At 36.1% G+C, this 19,595-nt stretch carries 17 protein-coding genes and 1 riboswitch; of the genes, 9 read left to right on the forward strand and 8 right to left on the reverse strand.

Annotation, left to right across the window (positions count from 1 at the left end):
- The first annotated feature begins 226 nt into the window (after window positions 1-226).
- Together NSS74_RS19370 and NSS74_RS19375 are read left to right on the forward strand one after the other, a co-directional pair.
- Window positions 227-784 (forward strand): HAAS signaling domain-containing protein, encoded by a 558-nt coding sequence (locus NSS74_RS19370; protein ID WP_016101739.1) that lies wholly within the window; start codon window positions 227-229, stop codon window positions 782-784.
- Between the two features lie 24 nt (window positions 785-808).
- Window positions 809-1,405 (forward strand): NDxxF motif lipoprotein, encoded by a 597-nt coding sequence (locus tag NSS74_RS19375; protein ID WP_002188460.1) that lies wholly within the window; start codon window positions 809-811, stop codon window positions 1,403-1,405.
- A gap of 153 nt (window positions 1,406-1,558) precedes the next feature.
- On the opposite strand, the gene NSS74_RS19380 is transcribed toward NSS74_RS19375, so the two are convergent.
- Together NSS74_RS19380 and NSS74_RS19385 are read right to left on the reverse strand one after the other, a co-directional pair.
- Window positions 1,559-1,912 (reverse strand): YlbF/YmcA family competence regulator, encoded by a 354-nt coding sequence (locus NSS74_RS19380; protein ID WP_002125511.1) that lies wholly within the window; start codon window positions 1,910-1,912, stop codon window positions 1,559-1,561.
- 143 nt (window positions 1,913-2,055) lie between these two features.
- Complete coding sequence (locus NSS74_RS19385; protein ID WP_088038591.1) at window positions 2,056-3,201, reverse strand: DUF445 domain-containing protein; 1,146 nt, start codon at window positions 3,199-3,201, stop codon at window positions 2,056-2,058.
- 125 nt (window positions 3,202-3,326) lie between these two features.
- On the opposite strand from NSS74_RS19385, the gene NSS74_RS19390 reads away from it, so the two are divergent.
- Both NSS74_RS19390 and NSS74_RS19395 read left to right on the forward strand, forming a co-directional pair.
- Entirely contained in the window at window positions 3,327-4,379 is a 1,053-nt protein-coding gene (locus tag NSS74_RS19390) for a YheC/YheD family protein (RefSeq protein ID WP_002140521.1), read from the forward strand.
- Window positions 4,380-4,398: 19 nt separating this feature from the next.
- On the forward strand, window positions 4,399-5,859 hold the full coding sequence (locus tag NSS74_RS19395; protein WP_002030012.1) for a YheC/YheD family endospore coat-associated protein: 1,461 nt from the start codon (window positions 4,399-4,401) through the stop codon (window positions 5,857-5,859).
- 16 nt (window positions 5,860-5,875) lie between these two features.
- Here the strand turns inward: NSS74_RS19395 and NSS74_RS19400 are convergent, their stop codons facing one another.
- Entirely contained in the window at window positions 5,876-6,121 is a 246-nt protein-coding gene (locus NSS74_RS19400) for a hypothetical protein (protein ID WP_002087367.1), read from the reverse strand.
- Between the two features lie 653 nt (window positions 6,122-6,774).
- On the opposite strand from NSS74_RS19400, the gene sasP reads away from it, so the two are divergent.
- Window positions 6,775-6,978: a small acid-soluble spore protein, SasP family gene (sasP, locus tag NSS74_RS19405; protein WP_000013349.1), complete on the forward strand. Its 204-nt coding sequence runs from the start codon at window positions 6,775-6,777 to the stop codon at window positions 6,976-6,978.
- A 51-nt stretch (window positions 6,979-7,029) separates the two neighbouring features.
- Here sasP and NSS74_RS19410 read toward each other — a convergent pair whose 3' ends face one another.
- The 5 genes from NSS74_RS19410 to NSS74_RS19430 all read right to left on the reverse strand — a co-directional run bounded on the left by NSS74_RS19410 (window position 7,030) and on the right by NSS74_RS19430 (window position 13,336).
- Window positions 7,030-7,764, reverse strand: a complete 735-nt coding sequence (locus tag NSS74_RS19410) for an amino acid ABC transporter ATP-binding protein (protein WP_002010843.1) — start codon at window positions 7,762-7,764, stop codon at window positions 7,030-7,032.
- 28 nt (window positions 7,765-7,792) lie between these two features.
- The gene (locus tag NSS74_RS19415; protein WP_012260384.1) at window positions 7,793-8,491 is read right to left on the reverse strand and encodes an amino acid ABC transporter permease; all 699 of its coding nucleotides are present in this window, start codon (window positions 8,489-8,491) and stop codon (window positions 7,793-7,795) included.
- Entirely contained in the window at window positions 8,478-9,275 is a 798-nt protein-coding gene (locus NSS74_RS19420; RefSeq protein WP_340814124.1) for an amino acid ABC transporter substrate-binding protein, read from the reverse strand. Before NSS74_RS19420 ends, NSS74_RS19415 begins: the two co-directional genes overlap by 14 nt.
- Before the next feature lie 303 nt (window positions 9,276-9,578).
- Window positions 9,579-11,579, reverse strand: a complete 2,001-nt coding sequence (locus tag NSS74_RS19425; protein WP_002140515.1) for an ABC transporter ATP-binding protein — start codon at window positions 11,577-11,579, stop codon at window positions 9,579-9,581.
- The gene (locus tag NSS74_RS19430) at window positions 11,576-13,336 is read right to left on the reverse strand and encodes an ABC transporter ATP-binding protein (RefSeq protein WP_002140514.1); all 1,761 of its coding nucleotides are present in this window, start codon (window positions 13,334-13,336) and stop codon (window positions 11,576-11,578) included. Before NSS74_RS19430 ends, NSS74_RS19425 begins: the two co-directional genes overlap by 4 nt.
- 628 nt (window positions 13,337-13,964) lie before the next feature.
- Here NSS74_RS19430 and gapN point away from each other — a divergent pair.
- From gapN to NSS74_RS19450, 4 genes are all read left to right on the forward strand, one after another.
- Window positions 13,965-15,404 (forward strand): NADP-dependent glyceraldehyde-3-phosphate dehydrogenase, encoded by a 1,440-nt coding sequence (gapN, locus tag NSS74_RS19435; RefSeq protein WP_002140513.1) that lies wholly within the window; start codon window positions 13,965-13,967, stop codon window positions 15,402-15,404.
- 177 nt (window positions 15,405-15,581) lie between these two features.
- Window positions 15,582-15,763, forward strand: a riboswitch (Lysine riboswitch).
- Between the two features lie 146 nt (window positions 15,764-15,909).
- Window positions 15,910-17,334 carry an amino acid permease gene (locus NSS74_RS19440; RefSeq protein ID WP_002140512.1) on the forward strand — a complete coding sequence of 475 codons (1,425 nt, stop codon included), beginning with the start codon at window positions 15,910-15,912 and terminating at the stop codon, window positions 17,332-17,334.
- A 60-nt stretch (window positions 17,335-17,394) separates the two neighbouring features.
- Window positions 17,395-18,594, forward strand: coding sequence for an ABC transporter permease (locus NSS74_RS19445; protein WP_002010831.1), 1,200 nt, complete (start codon window positions 17,395-17,397; stop codon window positions 18,592-18,594).
- Between the two features lie 282 nt (window positions 18,595-18,876).
- On the forward strand, window positions 18,877-19,392 hold the full coding sequence (locus tag NSS74_RS19450; protein ID WP_002029999.1) for a type 1 glutamine amidotransferase domain-containing protein: 516 nt from the start codon (window positions 18,877-18,879) through the stop codon (window positions 19,390-19,392).
- The last annotated feature ends 203 nt before the right edge of the window (window positions 19,393-19,595 follow it).

The following is a 19,595-nucleotide window of genomic DNA, read 5'->3' on the forward strand; positions in this document are numbered from 1 at the left end:
ATCCTAAAATAATATTTTTATATCTCCTCTAAAAATGCACGAAAAAATCCCATCTAATCACAGTATTAATAAGATTATAGTACCTTGCAAAGAACACTACTAAATGATATATTTGTAAATATTGGAATGCCCAATAATTGGAACGAACTTTGTAATTCGTATCCCCCTTTTCAAAAGATAGGATTCTCAGCTGTAATTCATCATTTTATAAAGGAAAGTGATTGTTATGAACAAAAGTGAATTTTTGGAACAACTTAGTTCTTCCCTGCGGAATATGCCTAGTTTAGAAAAGAAAGATATTATTTCAGAGTATGAAACTCATTTTATCAGTGCTAAACAGGATGGGAAATGTGAAGAAGAAATTGCTAGAAAACTAGGAGACCCTAAAACTATTGCTAAAGAACTTAATGTTTCCTATGCAATACAAAACGCGGACAATAAACGAAGCTTCAAAAATATGATAACCGCACTATTTTCTGTTATGAGCTTAAGTGTTTTAAACTTTGCCTTTATCATTATCGCCTTTTTCGTACTACTCTTTTTATTACCGATTCTTCTAGCCCTTATCATTGCCACTCCATTATTAATCATTTCACCTATTTTATTAATAGGGTTAGGCTTTTTTAAAGGATTTCATCAAATTAGTTATTCCGATGTTTATAATGTGTTCATCGCTTTTTGCAGCGGTTTACTCATATCCGTCATATCTTACCAAATGGTAAAACATCTATACGCAACTTTAGTAAAGTATTTGAAATGGAATATAGCTATTTTACAAAGATAATAATGAATATAAAAGGAGATTAAAATGAAGAAGTATACTTTATATCTACTCATGTTACTTACAATTTTATTTCTATCAGCTTGTTCAAACAGTGCACAACCTAAGGAAGAAAACGATGTGCAATCTATTAAAGATGTAACGATAAAAATTCCAGAAACTATATTCACTTCCTCAAAAAAGAATGAAACGATTAACGAAAACGAAATGAAACAAAATATAAAAACTTATTTAGATTATAGCGGAGAGTTAGACGAAAACATCGTTCCACTTTCATCATCTATGTCTGACGAGAATGTCACGGAATCCGACCGAGAGAAATTAAAGCAACTAGTAGATTTAGCGCAACAAAATGATGCGAATTTCCATGATTTTATTAGTAACAATACGATCCCTGATGATTACAAAAAACCTTCGAAAGAAATGTATGAATTCATTTCAGCATCTACGGCACTTTCAGTAGAACTAGAGCACGAATTAGACAAAATCGCGCAAGATGGTAACTTATTCAAAACTGATTTTTCTTTTACAAAACGCTTTGAGAAAGTTAATGGTAGGAAGCAAAAAGAAATTGAAAAGTTTTTGAAAGAAAAAAATATTAGAACTGAGTATTTCAACAAGTAATTATATATGTAAAAGAGAAATTGAAAGATACATCATATATCCCCTTCAAAACAGTCACTAACACATGGCTATTTTGAAGGGGATTTTTTTGTGGAAGGACTATCAAATTTCCTACACAAAAAAACGCCCCCATACTAGGAGCGTCTTCTATCATTACGCTTGTTGCGCGCTATATAATTCTTCAAGTGGCTTCATGATAATTTTGTTAACGTCAGTGATAACGATGTTTAAACGTTGCTCAGTTTCCATTAACTTTGTGATTTTTGCATCTTGTTGAATGCGAGCTACAACTTCTTGTGCTTTTTGGTTGTCTTCTTCAGTGATTTCTTGGCCTTGCATCATTTTTTGTTGTAAGCCAAGTTGCATCGCGCGGAACTCTTCGAATAAGTTCTTTGACTCTGCATCTCCTTGTACTGCTGCGTAGCTTGCTTTTAATGTTTGGAAATCTTCGTTTTCAGCGATTGTTTTTTGTAATTCATATGCAACATCATGAATGTTTTTTGTCATTTTATTTTTCCTCCTTTAGAAGGCTAGCGCTTTTCGCTCGCACTGCCTTTTAAGTGCATTTACATACGCACCTCTTCCTACCATATCAAACTATGCAAGAGATGGGAAGAAATTTCACTTTTATTTCTATGCACCCATCTTTATTACTTAAGGAACAAGAGTAACAACCCTTGAATAAATCCAATTGTTCCTCCTAATAACGCCCCTAAATATGTAATCATTTTTAACTCATTTTTTGTAATGGACAATACGAGATCTTCTAGTCTCTCTGTTGAAAATGTAGATACTTCTTGCTGGACAATTTCCGCAAGCTGTAGATTTCCCAATATACTTCCCACATTTTCTGTCCCCCACTTCAAGCCTTTCTCTACTGCGCTAGGGACCACTTTTCCAACGATTGTTTCTCGCACTGGCTCACATACTTGCTGAACAGACTGATTTAAAAATCTACTCACTGTTTCCTCTACTTTAACCGCTGACAATATGGAGTTCACAATCATTTCTTTCTCTACGAACGTTTCTAATTCTTTTACGTCTCTTCCTTTTAACTTTTCCCACTCTTTTTGCAGTACATCAGTTAACAGACGCTCTGTTCCATCTTGTCCTAAAAACTTAATGACTTCCGGCTGCACGCGATCAACTAAACTTACATTCCCTAAAAACATACCAACTAAGTTAAGCAGCGTTCCCCTGGAAGCGAAAAAGTCATCAATCATTTTTGAAAGGCGTTCCTTTCCTTCTTCACTTTCCAAAAAGCTAATTCCTCTTTTTAAAATAAAAGATGCTACATTCGGAATCGCATTCTCTACTTTTTCATGAACAGAATGAGGTAACGCCTGTTCCCATGTATATGTATAGTACTCTGCTAAAAATGCATGAATTTTTTCTGTAATAACATGTTCGATTTTCCCGATCGCCTCTTCTTCTACATGTTCTAAATTCCATTTTTCTAACATATCCCGTAACGACTGTTCATTTGTAATTACTTTATCAACTTCCACTTGTGTCCAGCGAATTAAACTGGTTTGAAAATCTTTATTTGTTAGTTTTTTTCCGATTCCTTCTGGTGTTAACAAATGGTCTACAACCATTTTACCTAATTGAACAGCAAGCTCATCGCGGCGCTTCGGAATTAACCCTGGCGTAAATGGAACCTGAAACTTCCCAATATAAATAGGACGATGAGGACGAAATAACATTTTTATCGCTAAATGATTTGTGTATCCTCCAATAATTGCCCCGAGCCCTGTCGTTATTAACATATTTAACCATATATTCATCACAATCAACCTTTCACTTCTCCAAAACTATAGCATATCATCATACGGACAAAAGTATAATGGTATAAAAACGTATTTGCAATATATAGCTTCGCCTATAATGCAAACATCTTATTACTAAAGGAGTGATTTCGTTGGTTCTTGGTCTTTTAACTTCCGGGCTCCATCACGAGCAAACGTATTACACCGAAATCGCTAAGCGAGCTCGTCTTTATCATAACGTCGTTGCCCAATTCACACCGTTTAGCATTGATTCAAAGACAGATCTTGTTTCTGGTCTTATTTACGATACAGATACAGGAAATTGGATAGATCAAACCTTTCCCATTCCTTCATATATATATGATCGTTGTCATTTCAAAGAGGATGAGGAATTCCAACAAGCAAATGCGATTATTCATTCATTACACAAACGTTCTTCCACTACTTTTTTAAACAACACACTTATTAACCCAAGCGATTTACACAATCTTTTTCTTACTAATAAACGTCTTTCCCCTTACGTACCAAAAATAATAAAAGGAACAGTACAAGGAATTTTTAAATTACTACTAGAAACAAGAGATATTATTATAAGACCAATCAATATACACTCCAATGAAAATTTATATCGGGCCACTTACAAAAATAAAACATTTCATATCGATACAATAAATGAACAACATCATACTTCTACTCAATTCAAACGAACAGATAAATTTATATCATGGTGCAAATCGAACATACACTCATTCCGTTATATGATTCATCCAATGTTACAACCTCCAAATCAACTATCATATCCGATTCATATTCGAACCATTATGCAAAAAAATAAAGAACAGAATTGGCAAGTGCTCGGTCAATTTATACAAAAATCTTCATTCCCAGCACAATTTTTACTTTCAGCAACAGAACGTTCTATGTTACATCCATTTTCTAAAATTAAATATTTACTTTCTCCAACTGGCGTTCAATTATTAAAAGATGCTTTACATGATGTTGTAAATGAAGTGTTTAAAACACTCGATCAGTCCTATTCTTCATTATTTGAACTAGAGCTTTCTACCATTATGGATCAAAAAGGTGCCATTTGGCTTATGTACGTCAATACGATGCCTTCTTACGATGTTTATACTAGGTACAACGACGAACTGGCTGAACAAATTTTTCATGGTCCATTAAAGTTTAGCCGATTTACACCATAACGAAAGGAGGAAATCCCCGTTGAAAGAGCACATATATACATTAAGTATTTCAGATGAGCATCCAAATAGTATTACTTTACCTTACGTTTTTTCTATTACACCACCAATTACATCCTTTTTCTTTGGCTTACGTTATATTACATGTGAGAATATTAAAATTCATTATTCATTCACGCGAGAAATTATTATTGGCGAACAGATTGCAGCCGATCTTTTACTACCGCATTCAGCAACAATCCATGCCTTCTTACACAATCAAACCATTGTTTTCGGCCCATTAATCGGGATTTTCACAACTGGCTTTAACGATGATTCTAATTCTCCTTTAGGAAGTCGTTCCATCTCTCTCAGTGAGTTATTAACACCACCATTCACATTGCAGCCATTTGTATTTGTCTTTGGCATTCAACATATAAACTGGGAAGAGGAAACAATTGAAGGGTACTTCTTTCAAGAAGGAAAATGGGTAAAAAACAAAGTCCCTTTACCAAATGTCATTTACGACCGATTACCAAATCGGCAAGCAGAAAATTACAAACCTATCGTAAGAGCAAAAAAACGTTTAGAAAGCGACTATGCGATTCCGTGGTTTAATCCGGGATTTTTCAATAAATGGGAAGTGCATCAACTTTTAATGAAAGAAGATTCAATTAAACCATTCTTACCAAATACAGAAGTATTTCAACATTTTGAACAAGTAGAACGACTTCTCGGTACGTATAAGTACATTTATATGAAACCAATACACGGTAGCTTCGGAAGAAATATTCATCAAATACTCTATTCTCAAACTGATAATTGCTACTATTGTCGTTATCGTGAAAATGAACAAAACAAACTAAGAAAGTATCAATCATTAGAAGCCCTTCTTAACCATGTGTTAAAAGGACATGATTTAAAAAAGTTTATCGTACAACAAGGTATCTCACTGCTCCGCTTCGAAGGGCAACCCGTCGATTTTCGCATTCATACAAATAAAAACCATTTTGGTAATTGGGTAGTCAGTGCAATCGTCGCAAAAATCGCCGGCAAAGGTAGCTTAACAACTCACGTAAATAGCGGCGGTGATACGAAATTACTTCAGGAACTATTTCCTGATTCAACAAAGCAAGTTCAAATTGAAAATAAACTAAAACAAACAGCCTTACAAATCAGTTATGCACTTGATGGGCAAGTAACCGGGAACATTGGAGAAATTGGTTTTGACATTGGTTTAGACACCACGGAAAACCCGTGGCTATTTGAAGCAAATTCTAAACCGGGGCGAACTGTATTCCAAGATGAAAAGTTAAAAGAACAAAGTGAACTTACGCGCCAATTATTTTATGAATATGCCATCTATTTAACTGAACACTCTTTGCGCGACAAGAAAGAAAAAATGTCACAAATAAAATCAGATCCTTCGTCACATACCGAAAACATCCCTTCCCCTATGATTAACTCACAAATACAAAAACAAAAACTTCCACCTCCTTCATAAGGTGGAAGTTTTTTATTTAAACGAGCTTCACTACAACTTCTGTTTCCACATTACATACTCCGCAATAAAAAACATGATTGCAATACTCCTGTGAATTATTATGTGTTAAACCGTCTACTGCACTTAATAATTCTTGATCCATATATGCGCTGTAATCGTCTATGTAATCTACAGTTTTCCCATAATCTTGGAGTATACCTTGGCAATTTTGACAAGAATATGTTTGTGATTCTAGCGCGTTGCAAAGCGGGCAAATTCCCATCATGATTCCTCCATACGTTATCGTTTAAAAACAATTAAAAAGCCTTTTTTTAGATTGAAGAGAGCATCTAGCCGTGCATAGACGCGGTCAGTTCCTTTTTCTGCCCCATCCTGGGTTAAAACAGAACTATGTAGTTGCTCCCGATTTAATTTTCATTTTACTAAGCTTTAATTTTTCTCACTTTAATTACATTTTCGTTTAAAAGCCTCTTTTTTAGATTAAAGAGAGCATCTAGCCGTGCATAGACGCGGTCAGTTCCTTTTTCTGCCCCATCCTGGGTTAAAACAGAACTATGTAGTTGCTCCCAATTTAAATTTCATTTTACTAAACTGGAATTTGTCTCACTTTAACAAATCATAAGTTAAGTAAGCCAAGCTGGTTATACAAAGAAAAAAACGCATATGATTTCGCTCTTAGTTTAGCCTTCTTTCTTAAAAATACAACGATTACTCTTATTTCATAATTTACGAAATGATGAAATATTTTTTACAAAATTTACAAATTATTTTTTTGTATATCTTTCTAGGTAACATCCATACTATGAGTACAAACTTAATTACCGATGGATTAGCGCCAAACGGGGCGATAATCTGGTTCAAATCCAGCTAGTCCAACCAAAAAAATTTTTATAACTCTAAGGAGGATATATTCCTATGGCAAACCAAAGTTCTTACAATCAATTAGTAGTACCAGGTGCAACAGCAGCAATCGATCAAATGAAGTACGAAATCGCTCAAGAATTTGGTGTACAATTAGGAGCAGATTCTACGGCTCGCGCTAACGGTTCTGTTGGTGGAGAAATTACAAAACGTCTAGTTGCAATGGCTGAGCAAAGCCTTGGCGGATTCCAAAAATAAATATATATGGCAAAAAGGTCTCAAGGCATATGCCTTGAGACCTTCCTTAATTTATTGCAACATTTGTAAAAACTTCTTCGTTCGTTCTTCTTTTGGATTTGTAAATACATCTTCCGGTGTACCTTGTTCGACAACGACACCGCCATCCATGAAAATAACACGGTTCGCAATTTGATGAGCAAAGCGCATTTCATGCGTTACAATGACCATCGTCATTCCTTCTTTAGCAAGTTCTTTCATAACCTTTAAAACTTCTTGAACTAGCTCAGGATCCAGTGCTGACGTTGGTTCATCAAATAGTAAAACTTCCGGCTCCATCGCAAGCGCACGAGCGATTCCAACGCGCTGTTGTTGTCCACCTGATAATTGGAACGGATATAAGTCTACTTTATCCGCAAGACCAACTTTTTCAAGGAAATAGTTTGCTTTTTTCTTCGCTTCTTCTTTCCCCATCTTTTTCACTGTAACGAGCCCTTCCATTACATTGTGAATTGCTGTTAAATGAGGAAATAGATTATGGTGCTGGAATACCATACCTGTTTGCGTACGAAGATTTACAATATCTTTCTTCGATACTTTTTGAGAGAAATCGAGCTCTTTATTGCCGATGCGAATGTTACCAGCGTTCGGCGTTTCTAACACGTTGAGACAACGCAAGAATGTCGTTTTACCAGATCCAGATGGCCCGATAATAACAACCACTTCGCCCTTCTCAACTGATAGGTCTATATGTTTTAATACGGTATTATCTCCGAAACTTTTTTGTAAATGTTGAATTGAAATCATAAAAACAAAAACTCCTTTTATGAAAGGGTTATTTTAGAGTATAACGTTCTGAACGTTTTTCTAATATTTGTTGCACGATAGATAATAAGAAGCAAATTACCCAATAAATTAGACCTGCTTCAAAATAAACAATTAAAAACTCATAGTTCATTGCCGCAATTTCCTGCGCTTTTCGGAACATTTCTGTTACTAAAATTAACGACGCTAATGACGTATCCTTCACTAAACTAATAAATGTATTCGAAAGCGGCGGAATTGATACGCGTGTTGCTTGTGGTAAAATAACACGTTTTAATGCTTGCGGGTATGTCATCCCAATTGTGTAAGCTGCTTCCCACTGTCCTTTCGGGATTGAAAGGATAGAAGCACGAATAATTTCAGATGCATATGCACCTACATTTAATGAAAATCCAATAACTGCTGCTGTATATGGCTCAACTTCAATATTAAGAGTTGGAAGACCATAGAAAATAATAAATAACTGTACAAGAAGTGGCGTTCCGCGAATGATAGATACATAGATACGAGCAATCCATTGTAAAATACGACTACCTGAAATACGTGCGAGCGCTGTTAACGTCGCAAGTATAATACCGATAACAAATGTAATAAGCGTTAACGGAATTGTCGTAAAGACAGCTTCCTTCAGCATAGGCGCGAAGGAAGTCTGCATAATATCTATCCAAGTAGACAATCGATCTGACATCAATGCGCTACTTAGATACATTTTCACCGAACCATTTTTTCGTTATTTTATCGTACGTACCATCTTTTTTCATATCTTCTAACGCATTATTTACTTCTTGTACAAGTTTGTCGCTACCTTTACGGAATAAGAATCCACTTTGTGACGCTTCTTTTTCTGTATCTACAATTTTAATTTTTGCATCTTTTTTCGTTTCTAAATAGTTTAACACTGATAATTTATCATTGATTGTGAAATCAACGCGGCCAGAACTTAATAATTCTGCTGCTTGGCTAAATCCTTCTACACCTGTGATTTCCGCACCATTTTTCTTAGCAATATCTGCGTAGTTACTTGTTAAAGATTGTGCTGCTTTTAATCCTTTTGCGTCAGCAAATGTAGCAGGTTTATCTTTATCTTTCGCAACAACTAATGCTGCTGAAGAAGAAATATATGGACTAGAGAAGTCATATTTCTTTTGGCGATCTTCACGAATACCAACTTCGTTCGCAACCATGTCGAAACGTTTTGCATCTATTCCTGCAAGTAAGCTATCCCATTGTGTTTCTTTAAATACAGGCTTTACACCTAAACGTTTTGCAACTTCTTCTGCTAATTCAACGTCAAACCCAGTTAATTTATCGTTTGTATCGTGGAACGTAAATGGTGGATATGTACCTTCTGTACCAATTACAAGCTCACCGCTTTGTTTTATCTTCTGTAATGCATCTTGATTAGCTGTATCTTTTTTCTCTTCTTTACCGCAGCCCGCTACAATCCCAATCGCTAATGTAGTTACTGCAAGCACTGAAAATAATTTTTTCATGATAGTAGTCCTCCAAGTATTCTGATAGGAATTTAAAAACTATATTGATTGTATGCAATTTCGAACAATTTTTCAATGAAAATGTTCTTATTTAGTTTAACCTTTTTCTTCATAATCAAACAAAATGGAAAAATAGCGCTACATACAAAAAATAAGTAACATTTTTTAATATAGCATTTATAAAGAAAAAGGTAAAACAATACCTACTTATTTATAAGTTTTTCAGCCGGTGAAATATATTAACTTCTAAGCGGACAATCCTATCAAAAAAGAACTTGCGAAAATCGCAAGTTCTTCTAAAAATTAAGCACTCTGGTTTCCTTCCATTTGCGTTTTATACATATCGTAATAACGCCCGCGCTTTTTCATTAATTCATCATGGGAACCTTTTTCCAAAATCGTTCCTCTATCAAGCACAATAATTTGATCAGCGCTCTTAATTGTTGAAAGACGATGAGCGATAATAAACGTCGTTCGTCCTTTCTTCACAACTTCTAGCGCTTGTTGAATCATCGCTTCTGTTTCTGTATCAATACTGGAAGTCGCTTCATCTAAAATTAAAATAGCAGGATCAAAAGCAAGTGCCCTAGCAAACGATATAAGCTGACGTTCTCCGGTTGAAAGTGTACTTCCTTTCTCCGTAATTTTTTCATCTATATTGTTCGCAAACCTTTCCGCACCAACATCACGTAACGCCTTTACGATGCGATCTTTTGAAATTTTTTCATTTTCTAAGCTTACATTGGATGCCACTGTCCCGCTAAATAAAAACGGATCTTGCAATACAATTCCCATATGTTCACGTGTTGCTTGTTTCGGCATCTCTGTTACATCATGACCATCAATCGTAAGCTTCCCTTTTTGAAATTCATAAAACTGAAAGAGCACATTCATAATGGAACTTTTTCCTGATCCAGTATGACCGACAAGTGCCACTGTCTCCCCTTGTTTCGCTTCAAAAGAAATATTTTTTAATACTTCATCTTTTCCATTGTAAGAAAACGAAACATTATCGAATTTCACATTTCCGGTTAAGCGAGGCATACGTTCTTCTTCTACTGCCTCTCCCTTTTCCTCTAGCAATTCAAAGACGCGCTCTGATGCAACACGCGATTGCTCTAAGTTAGCAAGTTGGTTCACCATGTTCGTAATTGGCGAGAACAATCTCGTTAAATAATCGACGAAAGCATACAGTATCCCTAGAGAAAGGAGGCCAGAAGCACTTAATGAAGCACCACCGAAATACCAAATTACACCTGTAAAAGCGATGTTTCTTAATACAGACACTAAATTATGCGAAGTTGCTGCATTTAAATTTAAAATTTTATTTTGATATTTAAAATAATCACCATTTAACTCTTCAAATTCCTTCTTCGTTTCATGTTCTTGACGAAATGCTTGAATAATTGGCATCCCTTGAATTGATTCATTCACTGTTCCGTTAATATCCGATAAACGCGAACGCATTTTATGATTGTATACAGACGCATACTTTCTATACATAATCGCCCAAACAATTAAAATTGGGATGATGAGTAAGCATAGTGCCGCCAGTTTTACATCAAGTAAAAATAGCGCAGCGAAAATCCCGATAATATAGATGATACTAGAGACGAATGTCGCAAGCACTGTTACATATAAATCACGAATCGCTTCTGTATCATTCGTTACACGCGATACAATTTTCCCTGCTGGTAAATGGTCAAAATAACGAATTGGCAACGTTTGAATATGGGAAAAGACGTCTTCCCTCATAATTTGAATAATTTTGTTTGCCGCCTTCTGTAAGAAGAACTGCTTTCCGTATGCAAATAATGATACGACTACTAATAAAGCGAAATATCCACCGCCAAGTAGTAATAACCTATTTATTTCTGGTTTATAAAACGCAAATACTTCTTCTTTCGTTAAGGCTTTCGATTTATACACTTGCACTGCCTTACCACTTTGTACTGTAAGCACATCACCCTTAACAGAACGAGTTCCTTCAAGCGTTATTTTATTCGGTACAAAATAGTACTGAAAACCAACTTGAATCACTCGGACTTCTTTCCCTTTTTGCTCACCTTGTTCAAAGCGATCACTTCGCTTATAAAAGGCGCCATTATATGAAACAGCATCCTCACTCTTTTCTGTTTCATACCAGGGTCTCTCTATTCCAACGATATGCTCATCGATCATCGTTTTTGCGACGAAAGGACCCGCGAGTTCTGCAATAACGAAAACAAATAGCATCGCCATCGCTGCAAAAATCGGCCCTTTTACTTTCATCGCGTATTGAAACAATCGTTTTGAAACACTCATATTTTCACCCCACTATCCGTACTTTCACTTTCACCTTGTTGTCTTTCGAACTGCTCTGCATACCAGCCCCCATTTCGAACGAGCGCTTCATGCGAGCCTTCTTCAATAACCTCACCGTTATCCATAACGAGAATCCAATCAGCATGCTGCACTGCTGACAAACGATGCGTCGTTATAATCGTCGTCTTCCCGCTTCTTTCTGTTCGTATGTTTTCAATAATTGCCGCTTCAGTACGAGCATCAACAGCTGATAAAGAATCGTCCAAAATTAAAATTTCCGGATTTTGAATAACAGCCCTCGCAATCGAAATCCTTTGCTTTTGCCCACCTGATAAAGAAACTCCTTTCTCTCCAACAAGCGTTTCTAAACCTTCCGGTAAAAACTCTAAATCCTTTTTAAACGCAGCTATTTCAATCGCTTTTTCAAGTTCTTCTTCAGTCGCTTCTCTGTTTCCGAATAAAATATTTTCCTTCGCTGTTTTTGAGAACAAAATGTGTTCCTGAGGTACATACCCAATCCAGCCAAGTACGTTATCATTCGTAATTTTATCTAGCTTCACATCAGAAACCGCAATATCCCCTTCCCCAAGTGGATATTGACGAAGAAACTGACGAACGAGCGTCGTTTTCCCGCTTCCTGTTTTCCCAACAACGCCAAGTGTCTCTCCTTGTTTTAATGAGAACGAAACATTTTTTAAATTTGTTTCAATTGATGAAGGATATGAAAAAGTAACATTATCAAATTCAATGTAATCTGGCTCTTGTACAACCTTTGGATCTTTCGGATTCTTTACATCCGGTTCATAAGCTAACGTTTCATTTACACGGTCGAGCGACGCATTTCCTCTTTGCATAACATTAATCAATTCACCAATTGCAAACATCGGCCAAATCATCATCCCTAAATAGACGTTAAAAGAAACGAGCTCACCAAGTGTCACCTTTGATTGGAATACGAGATATGCACCGTACACTAAACCAATTAAATAACTAAGACCGACGAGCATTTTTACAGTTGGCTGGAATAATGCATCGATTCTTGCTACTCTCATATTTTTCTCGTATACGTCATCTCCTAAATGATGAAACCTTTCTTGATCAGCATTCTCCTGTACATACGCACGAATAACGCGTACACCCGCAATTGATTCAAGTACTTTATCGTTCATATCCCCGAACGCATCTTGCGCGACTGTAAATCTTTCATGCAACTTCTTTCCGTATCTATTCATCGCATACGCCATAATCGGAAGCGGTATAAGCGCAGCAAATGTTAACTGCCAACTAATTGAAAAGCCCATCATACAAACGATTGTAAGCATATATAGACTAGAATCAACGAGCGTTAATATACCAAAACCAGCTGTCATGGAGATTGCTTTTAAATCATTTGTCGCTCTCGCCATTAAATCGCCAGTACGATTTTTTTGATAAAACGTCGGTGTCATCTTAAGTAAATGCCCCATAAATTTTGAACGCATCGTTTTCTCAAGTACGAACGCACCGCCAAATAGTTGGTGCTGCCAAATGAAAGTAAGTACATACCCAACAATCGTTACCCCAAGTAAAATAAGAATATATTGCATAATCGCCTCATTCGTTAAGGCTCCCGTTTTAATATTATCAATTGTAATTCCTAACACTTTCGGTGGAATTACCTCTATCACGTTTACAATTAAAAGTACCCCAATTGCAATACTATACCTTTTCCAATGCTCTCTAAAAAACCAGCTTAACTTTAGTAATACTGAAAACAATATAACCTCTCCTTTCTCGTTCCCGTTTGATTCACATTTCTTTATCCGCTATCCAAACCCATCACATTTACATTTCGTAAGCCATACAATTTCATCACATTTTTCCACCTTCCAAATTCTAATTTTTTATAGTAACAAGGAAAACAAACAAAAAAAAGCATACCGCCGCTTGACGATATGCAATAGAATGCATAAAAGCGTACGTTACGATATACGCAACGTACGCTTCTCATAAGACAAAAAGGTCCTATATATCCGCACGGGTTGCGTAATGATATGAATGTTTTCCGCCATTTAACAGAGCTAAGCCCATTACATTTACGATTACAATCATTACGCACACCCCCTTCATTTATTTTCCATTTATAATCTTACAACTTCATTGAGTATTCTGTCAATTATTTTTTTCGCTTTAGAATAAAATAATCTTTTATCACAAAAAATAAAAGTGATGCATTCTGCTTATAATTCAGTTTGAAATAAGAGAATCTTCTGTAAGAAAGGGCATACAAAATAAAAAAATAGTAAGAAATCGTTTTCACAAACATTTCATTTGAAAAATATTATCAAACCACCTACAATCACCTTATACTCACTCTTACAAGTTGCTATTTTAGGAGGACTAATCATGACAACTAGCAATACGTACAAATTTTATTTAAACGGAGAATGGAGAGAAAGCTCTTCAGGTCAAACAATCGACATTCCATCTCCATACTTACACGAAGTAATTGGGCAAGTACAAGCAATTACTCAAGGAGAAGTAGATGAAGCAATTGCATCTGCAAAAGAAGCTCAAAAATCATGGGCTGAAGCTTCTCTACAAGATCGCGCAAAATATTTATATAAATGGGCTGATGAGCTCGTAAATATGCAAGATGAAATTGCCGATATCATTATGAAAGAAGTCGGTAAAGGCTATAAAGATGCGCAAAAAGAAGTCGTTCGTACAGCTGACTTAATTCGTTACACAGTTGACGAAGCACTTCACATGCACGGTGAAAGCATGATGGGTGATAGCTTCCCTGGTGGATCTAAATCTAAACTTGCGATTATTCAGCGCGCACCACTTGGTGTTGTATTAGCAATTGCACCATTTAACTACCCAGTAAACTTATCTGCTGCAAAACTTGCACCAGCACTTATTATGGGTAACGCTGTTATCTTCAAACCAGCAACTCAAGGTGCAATTAGCGGTGTTAAAATGGTTGAAGCACTTCATAAAGCTGGCCTTCCAAAAGGTCTTGTAAACGTAGCTACAGGACGCGGTTCTGTAATTGGTGACTACTTAGTAGAACATCCTGGCGTAAATATGGTATCGTTCACAGGTGGTACAAATACAGGTAAACATTTAGCGAAAAAAGCTGCGATGATTCCACTTGTATTAGAACTTGGTGGTAAAGATCCTGGTATCGTTTGTGAAGATGCAGACTTACAAGAAGCTGCAAAGCATATCGTAAGCGGTGCATTCTCTTACTCAGGTCAACGTTGTACAGCTATTAAGCGTGTACTTGTACATGAAAATGTAGCAGACGAACTAGCTGGCTTATTAAAAGAGCAAGTAGCTGCACTATCAGTTGGATCTCCAGAACAAAACAGCACAATCGTTCCATTAATCGACGACAAATCTGCTGACTTCGTTCAAGGTTTAATTGACGATGCTGCTGAAAAAGGTGCAACAATCGTTATCGGTAACAAACGTGAGCGCAACCTAATTTACCCAACATTAATCGACAACGTAACAGAAGAAATGAAAGTTGCTTGGGAAGAGCCATTTGGCCCCATCCTTCCAATCATCCGTGTTTCTTCTGACGAACAAGCGATTGAAATTGCTAACAAATCAGAGTTCGGTCTGCAAGCAAGTGTCTTCACAAAAGACATTAACAAAGCATTTGCAATTGCTAACAAAATCGACACTGGTTCTGTTCAAATTAACGGACGCACAGAGCGCGGCCCTGACCACTTCCCATTCATCGGTGTAAAAGGTTCAGGTATGGGCGCACAAGGTATTCGTAAGAGCCTTGAGTCTATGACTCGTCAAAAAGTAACTGTATTAAACTTAGTTTAATCTTATATGTAGCAGCTGATCTAATATTTAGGTCAGCTGCTTTTTAGTTAAAACCCTCCGGGACCTAATAACAAATTCTTCTCTATAATCTGATTATTACTATATCCATTGACGTATAAAAATACATTTGTTACTCTTAAACATGTTAATTTAATACATAAATCCTCATTCGTATCTCGGTGAGGTAGAGGTTGCAGTCATTAAGAGTATCATTTCAGGAGATGTAGTGGCATTGATGAAGAAATGAGAAAGGAATGATTGCCGAAGTAAGTCGTGTCCACCATGCACGCTTGCTGGGTCTGCATTTAATAAGTGCAGAACTGTCACAAACGTTTCGTTTGTGGAGAGCTATCGAGAGGTATGTCGTGGGTTTCTTATAAGATAGAAAGCATGTAGCGGCAAATTACGTGCTTTTTTTGTTTTGTTTGGACCTTCTCTTCCTTATCAGGAAGACATACATATCTCCTCGCTTGACTTGGTTATACTAACTTTGGAGGTATTTTCTATGCAACAAAAAAAATGGGGCTTTTGGGTACTAACAGCTTTCGTTGTCGGTAACATGGTTGGCGCTGGTATTTTCATGGTGCCAAGTACGTTAGCACAAACAGCAAGCCCACTCGGTGTCACTTTAGCTTGGTTAACAACAGGGTTTGGTGTTTTAATGCTAGCTCTTGTTTTCGGTAATTTAGCAATTCGTCGTCCTGATTTAACGACAGGACCACAAAGTCATGCATATGCTTTATTCTCAACACCAAAAAGAAAGAAAATGGCTGGTTTCAGCATGGTATGGGGATATTGGGTTGCAAACTGGGCAAGTAACGTTGCCATCATTACATCTTTCGCGGGATATTTATCACTCTTCTTCCCGATTATGAAAGATACACGACTACTATTTTCAATCGGCTCGTTCGATATAGAAGTTGGAAAACTAATTACATTTACTATTTGTTCCATCTTACTTTGGGGAACACATTTAATTTTAACAAACGGTGTAAGTGGAGCTGGGAAGCTCAACTTCCTAGCAACAACAACGAAAGTAACTGGATTCCTTCTATTCATCATTGTTACGTTATTTGCGTTCGAAGCTTCAAAATTTGGACAATGGTACACACCAATGATCGATAAAGAAGGCGTATCACACGGTCTACTTTCACAAGTAAACTTAGCTGCTCTTACAACACTTTGGGCATTTATCGGGATTGAATCAGCCGTTCTTTTATCAAACCGAGCTACCTCTCCAAAAACGGTAAAACGCGCAACTGTTGCAGGATTACTTATCACAGTTGCAATTTACTTAGGAATTACAATTTTAACAATGGGTGTACTTCACGTTGATAAATTACAAGCTTCTGAACGTCCATTAGCAGATGCATTAAACGCTGCAATGGGTCACGGCGGCGGGAAACTTATGGCATTACTTGCTCTTACTTCCCTATTCGGTTCAATATTAGGCTGGATTTTATTAAGCTCAGAAGTACCTTATCAAGCTGCAAAAGAAGGTTTCTTCCCTTCCTTCTTCGCAAAAACGAATAAAAAAGGAAGTCCAATTCATTCACTACGATTAACAAACATTATGTCGCAAGTGTTCTTATTCTCAACATTATCAGGAACAATTGCGGAAGCTTATACATTCGTTATTACCGTATCAACACTGGCCTACCTCATTCCATATCTCGTTTCACCAATCTTCCAGTTAAAACTAGTCGCAACTGGTGAAACATATAAAAATGAAATGGGTTCAAGAATTATGGATGGTGTAGTTGCAGTTATCGCACTTTGCTATGCACTATGGGTTATTAAAACAGGGGCATCCGATATAAAAACATTTCTTCTCGGAATTGGTTTATTCGGAATTGGCTTTGCCTTCTATCCATTAATGAATCGTGATCAGAAAAAAAATAAAGAAAAGAAAAACGAGCAAGTTGCGTAACGCAATTTGCTCGTTTTTTACTTTATAAAACATATATAATAGAAAAAAGAGGTGAAAAACATGTCAATCGAATCACTATGGAGCTCTCGCTTTCAACAACATATTCAAAATGCCATCACATACTTTGCACGTATGATTAACGGTTTACTATATAGCTTCATCTTCGTCTCATGTGTAGGTGCATATTATTACGCTAAGTTTCTTAAAACGGATCCTTCTAAAGGAATATCTTTATTACTCATCACGATCGTACTTACACTCATTATAACGAGATGCCAAGTTCGCACATTTATTCAAAAACCGGACGCTGTCTATTTACTTGCATTAGAAGAGAAATTAACATCTTATTTTAAAAAATCTCTTCTATATAATTACATCATTCAGCTTTTCCCGCTTATATTTACGTTCCTTGTTATCGTACCGCTTGCCATGCAATCATTACAACTAACCGTACCTTTCTTATGTACAATCTTTATAATTTTAATGATTCTAAAGGGCTGGAACATATACATACATTGGATGTGGCGTGATAGTTATGAAAAAAGCATATGGTTTATCATTCGCATTGCTTGTAACGCCCTGATCATTTACATGCTGTTTTATACTGCAAATGTGATCGTGTTAGGCGGACTACTCTTACTTCTTGCTTTCCTACTTCTATACACGAAGAAACAACCTACAAAACGAATACCGTGGGATTACATAATCGAACAAGAAGAAAAAATGGACGTTCGTTTCTATCAATTTGCTAGCATTTTCACCGATGTTCCGCAACTGAATAAGCAAGTAAATAAAAGAAAATGGCTTACAAATTGGATTGAACCTTTATTACATAAAAAACGAGCAACTTTCTTCTATTTACATACACTAGCATTTTTACGCGGTAATGATTATTTCGGTATATATATTCGCTTAGGGTTGATCGGTGCTTTCGCTCTATATTTTATTCCGAATATATATGTAAAAGGTGCTTTCGCTTATATCGTCCTATATATGATTTCTATGCAGCTCCGTTCCCTGTGGAAATATTTTTCGGGAAATATTATTGTAGCATTATATCCAATTGATACTGAAAAACGAATGAATCAATTTCTCCGCTTAATCTTTATATTGCTAAGCATTCAACTCATTGTATTTTCAAGTATTATACTCATTGCTACAGGGCAATTTTCACATAGTCTTATCATTATGATTATCGGGTTAATCTGGATCAAATTTATTATTGTACCAAAAACGAAGCAACGCGTTTCTTCGTTTTAACGAAAAGAATTATCTTAAAAGCCAAGGGAAAAATAAATTACCTCCTTGGCTTTTTTATTTTTCTTCCTCAAACAAGAATCACTGAAACAACCGATATTTTATGATTTTTACATACAAAAACGATAATACATGTTTACGTCCTAATAAAAAGGGTAGTTATTAAATTAACAGGGCAAAGGAACTGGAGGGAATGAAAAAATATGAATTAAGGTTTCACTTTATAAAAGGCGTTGCTCAAGGACGATTCTGGAACCGATTATATAATATAAGGAGCTGATTGCAATGAGTAAAAAAATTGCTATTTTAATAACGGATTATTTCGAGGACACAGAATACACAGAGCCAGTAGAAGCTTTTAATCAAAAGGGATACGAATTAACAACTATTGAAATGGAAAAAGGTAAAACGGTACACGGTAAACAAGGAAAAAGTGAAGTCGTAATTGATAAAAGTATTGATGATGTTTCTCCAGAGAACTTTGATGCCCTCTTTATACCAGGGGGATTTTCCCCAGATATACTTCGTGCAGATGAACGTTTTGTTCGCTTTAGCAAAGCATTTATGGATGCGAAAAAACCTGTTTTTGCTATTTGTCACGGCCCCCAATTACTCATCACTGCACAAACACTTGAAGGACGCGATGTGACTGGATATAAATCCATTGCGGTCGATTTGAAAAATGCCGGTGGAAATTTTCATGATAAAGAAGTGGTTGTATGCCAAAATCAGCTAGTAACAAGTAGACAACCAGAGGACATCCCAGTGTTTATTGAAGAATCATTGCGTATATTAGGATAGTTATTATAGGTTAACCAAAGTAGCTAAATAACTACTTTGGTTAACCTTTTTATTTGTAAAAAACAAAATTAACACCATATGAAACATTTCTTCATCTTTAATGATTTTTTGAGACAGCCTCTTTTCTCGTCCCAAAATTTCTAATCACTTTTCATAGGCAGTTCTCATATAGTGAAAATGACTATACGATTCCTATCCATAAG

Source organism: Bacillus sp. FSL E2-8868 (assembly GCF_038005505.1).
GTDB classification, from domain to species: domain Bacteria; phylum Bacillota; class Bacilli; order Bacillales; family Bacillaceae_G; genus Bacillus_A; species Bacillus_A mycoides.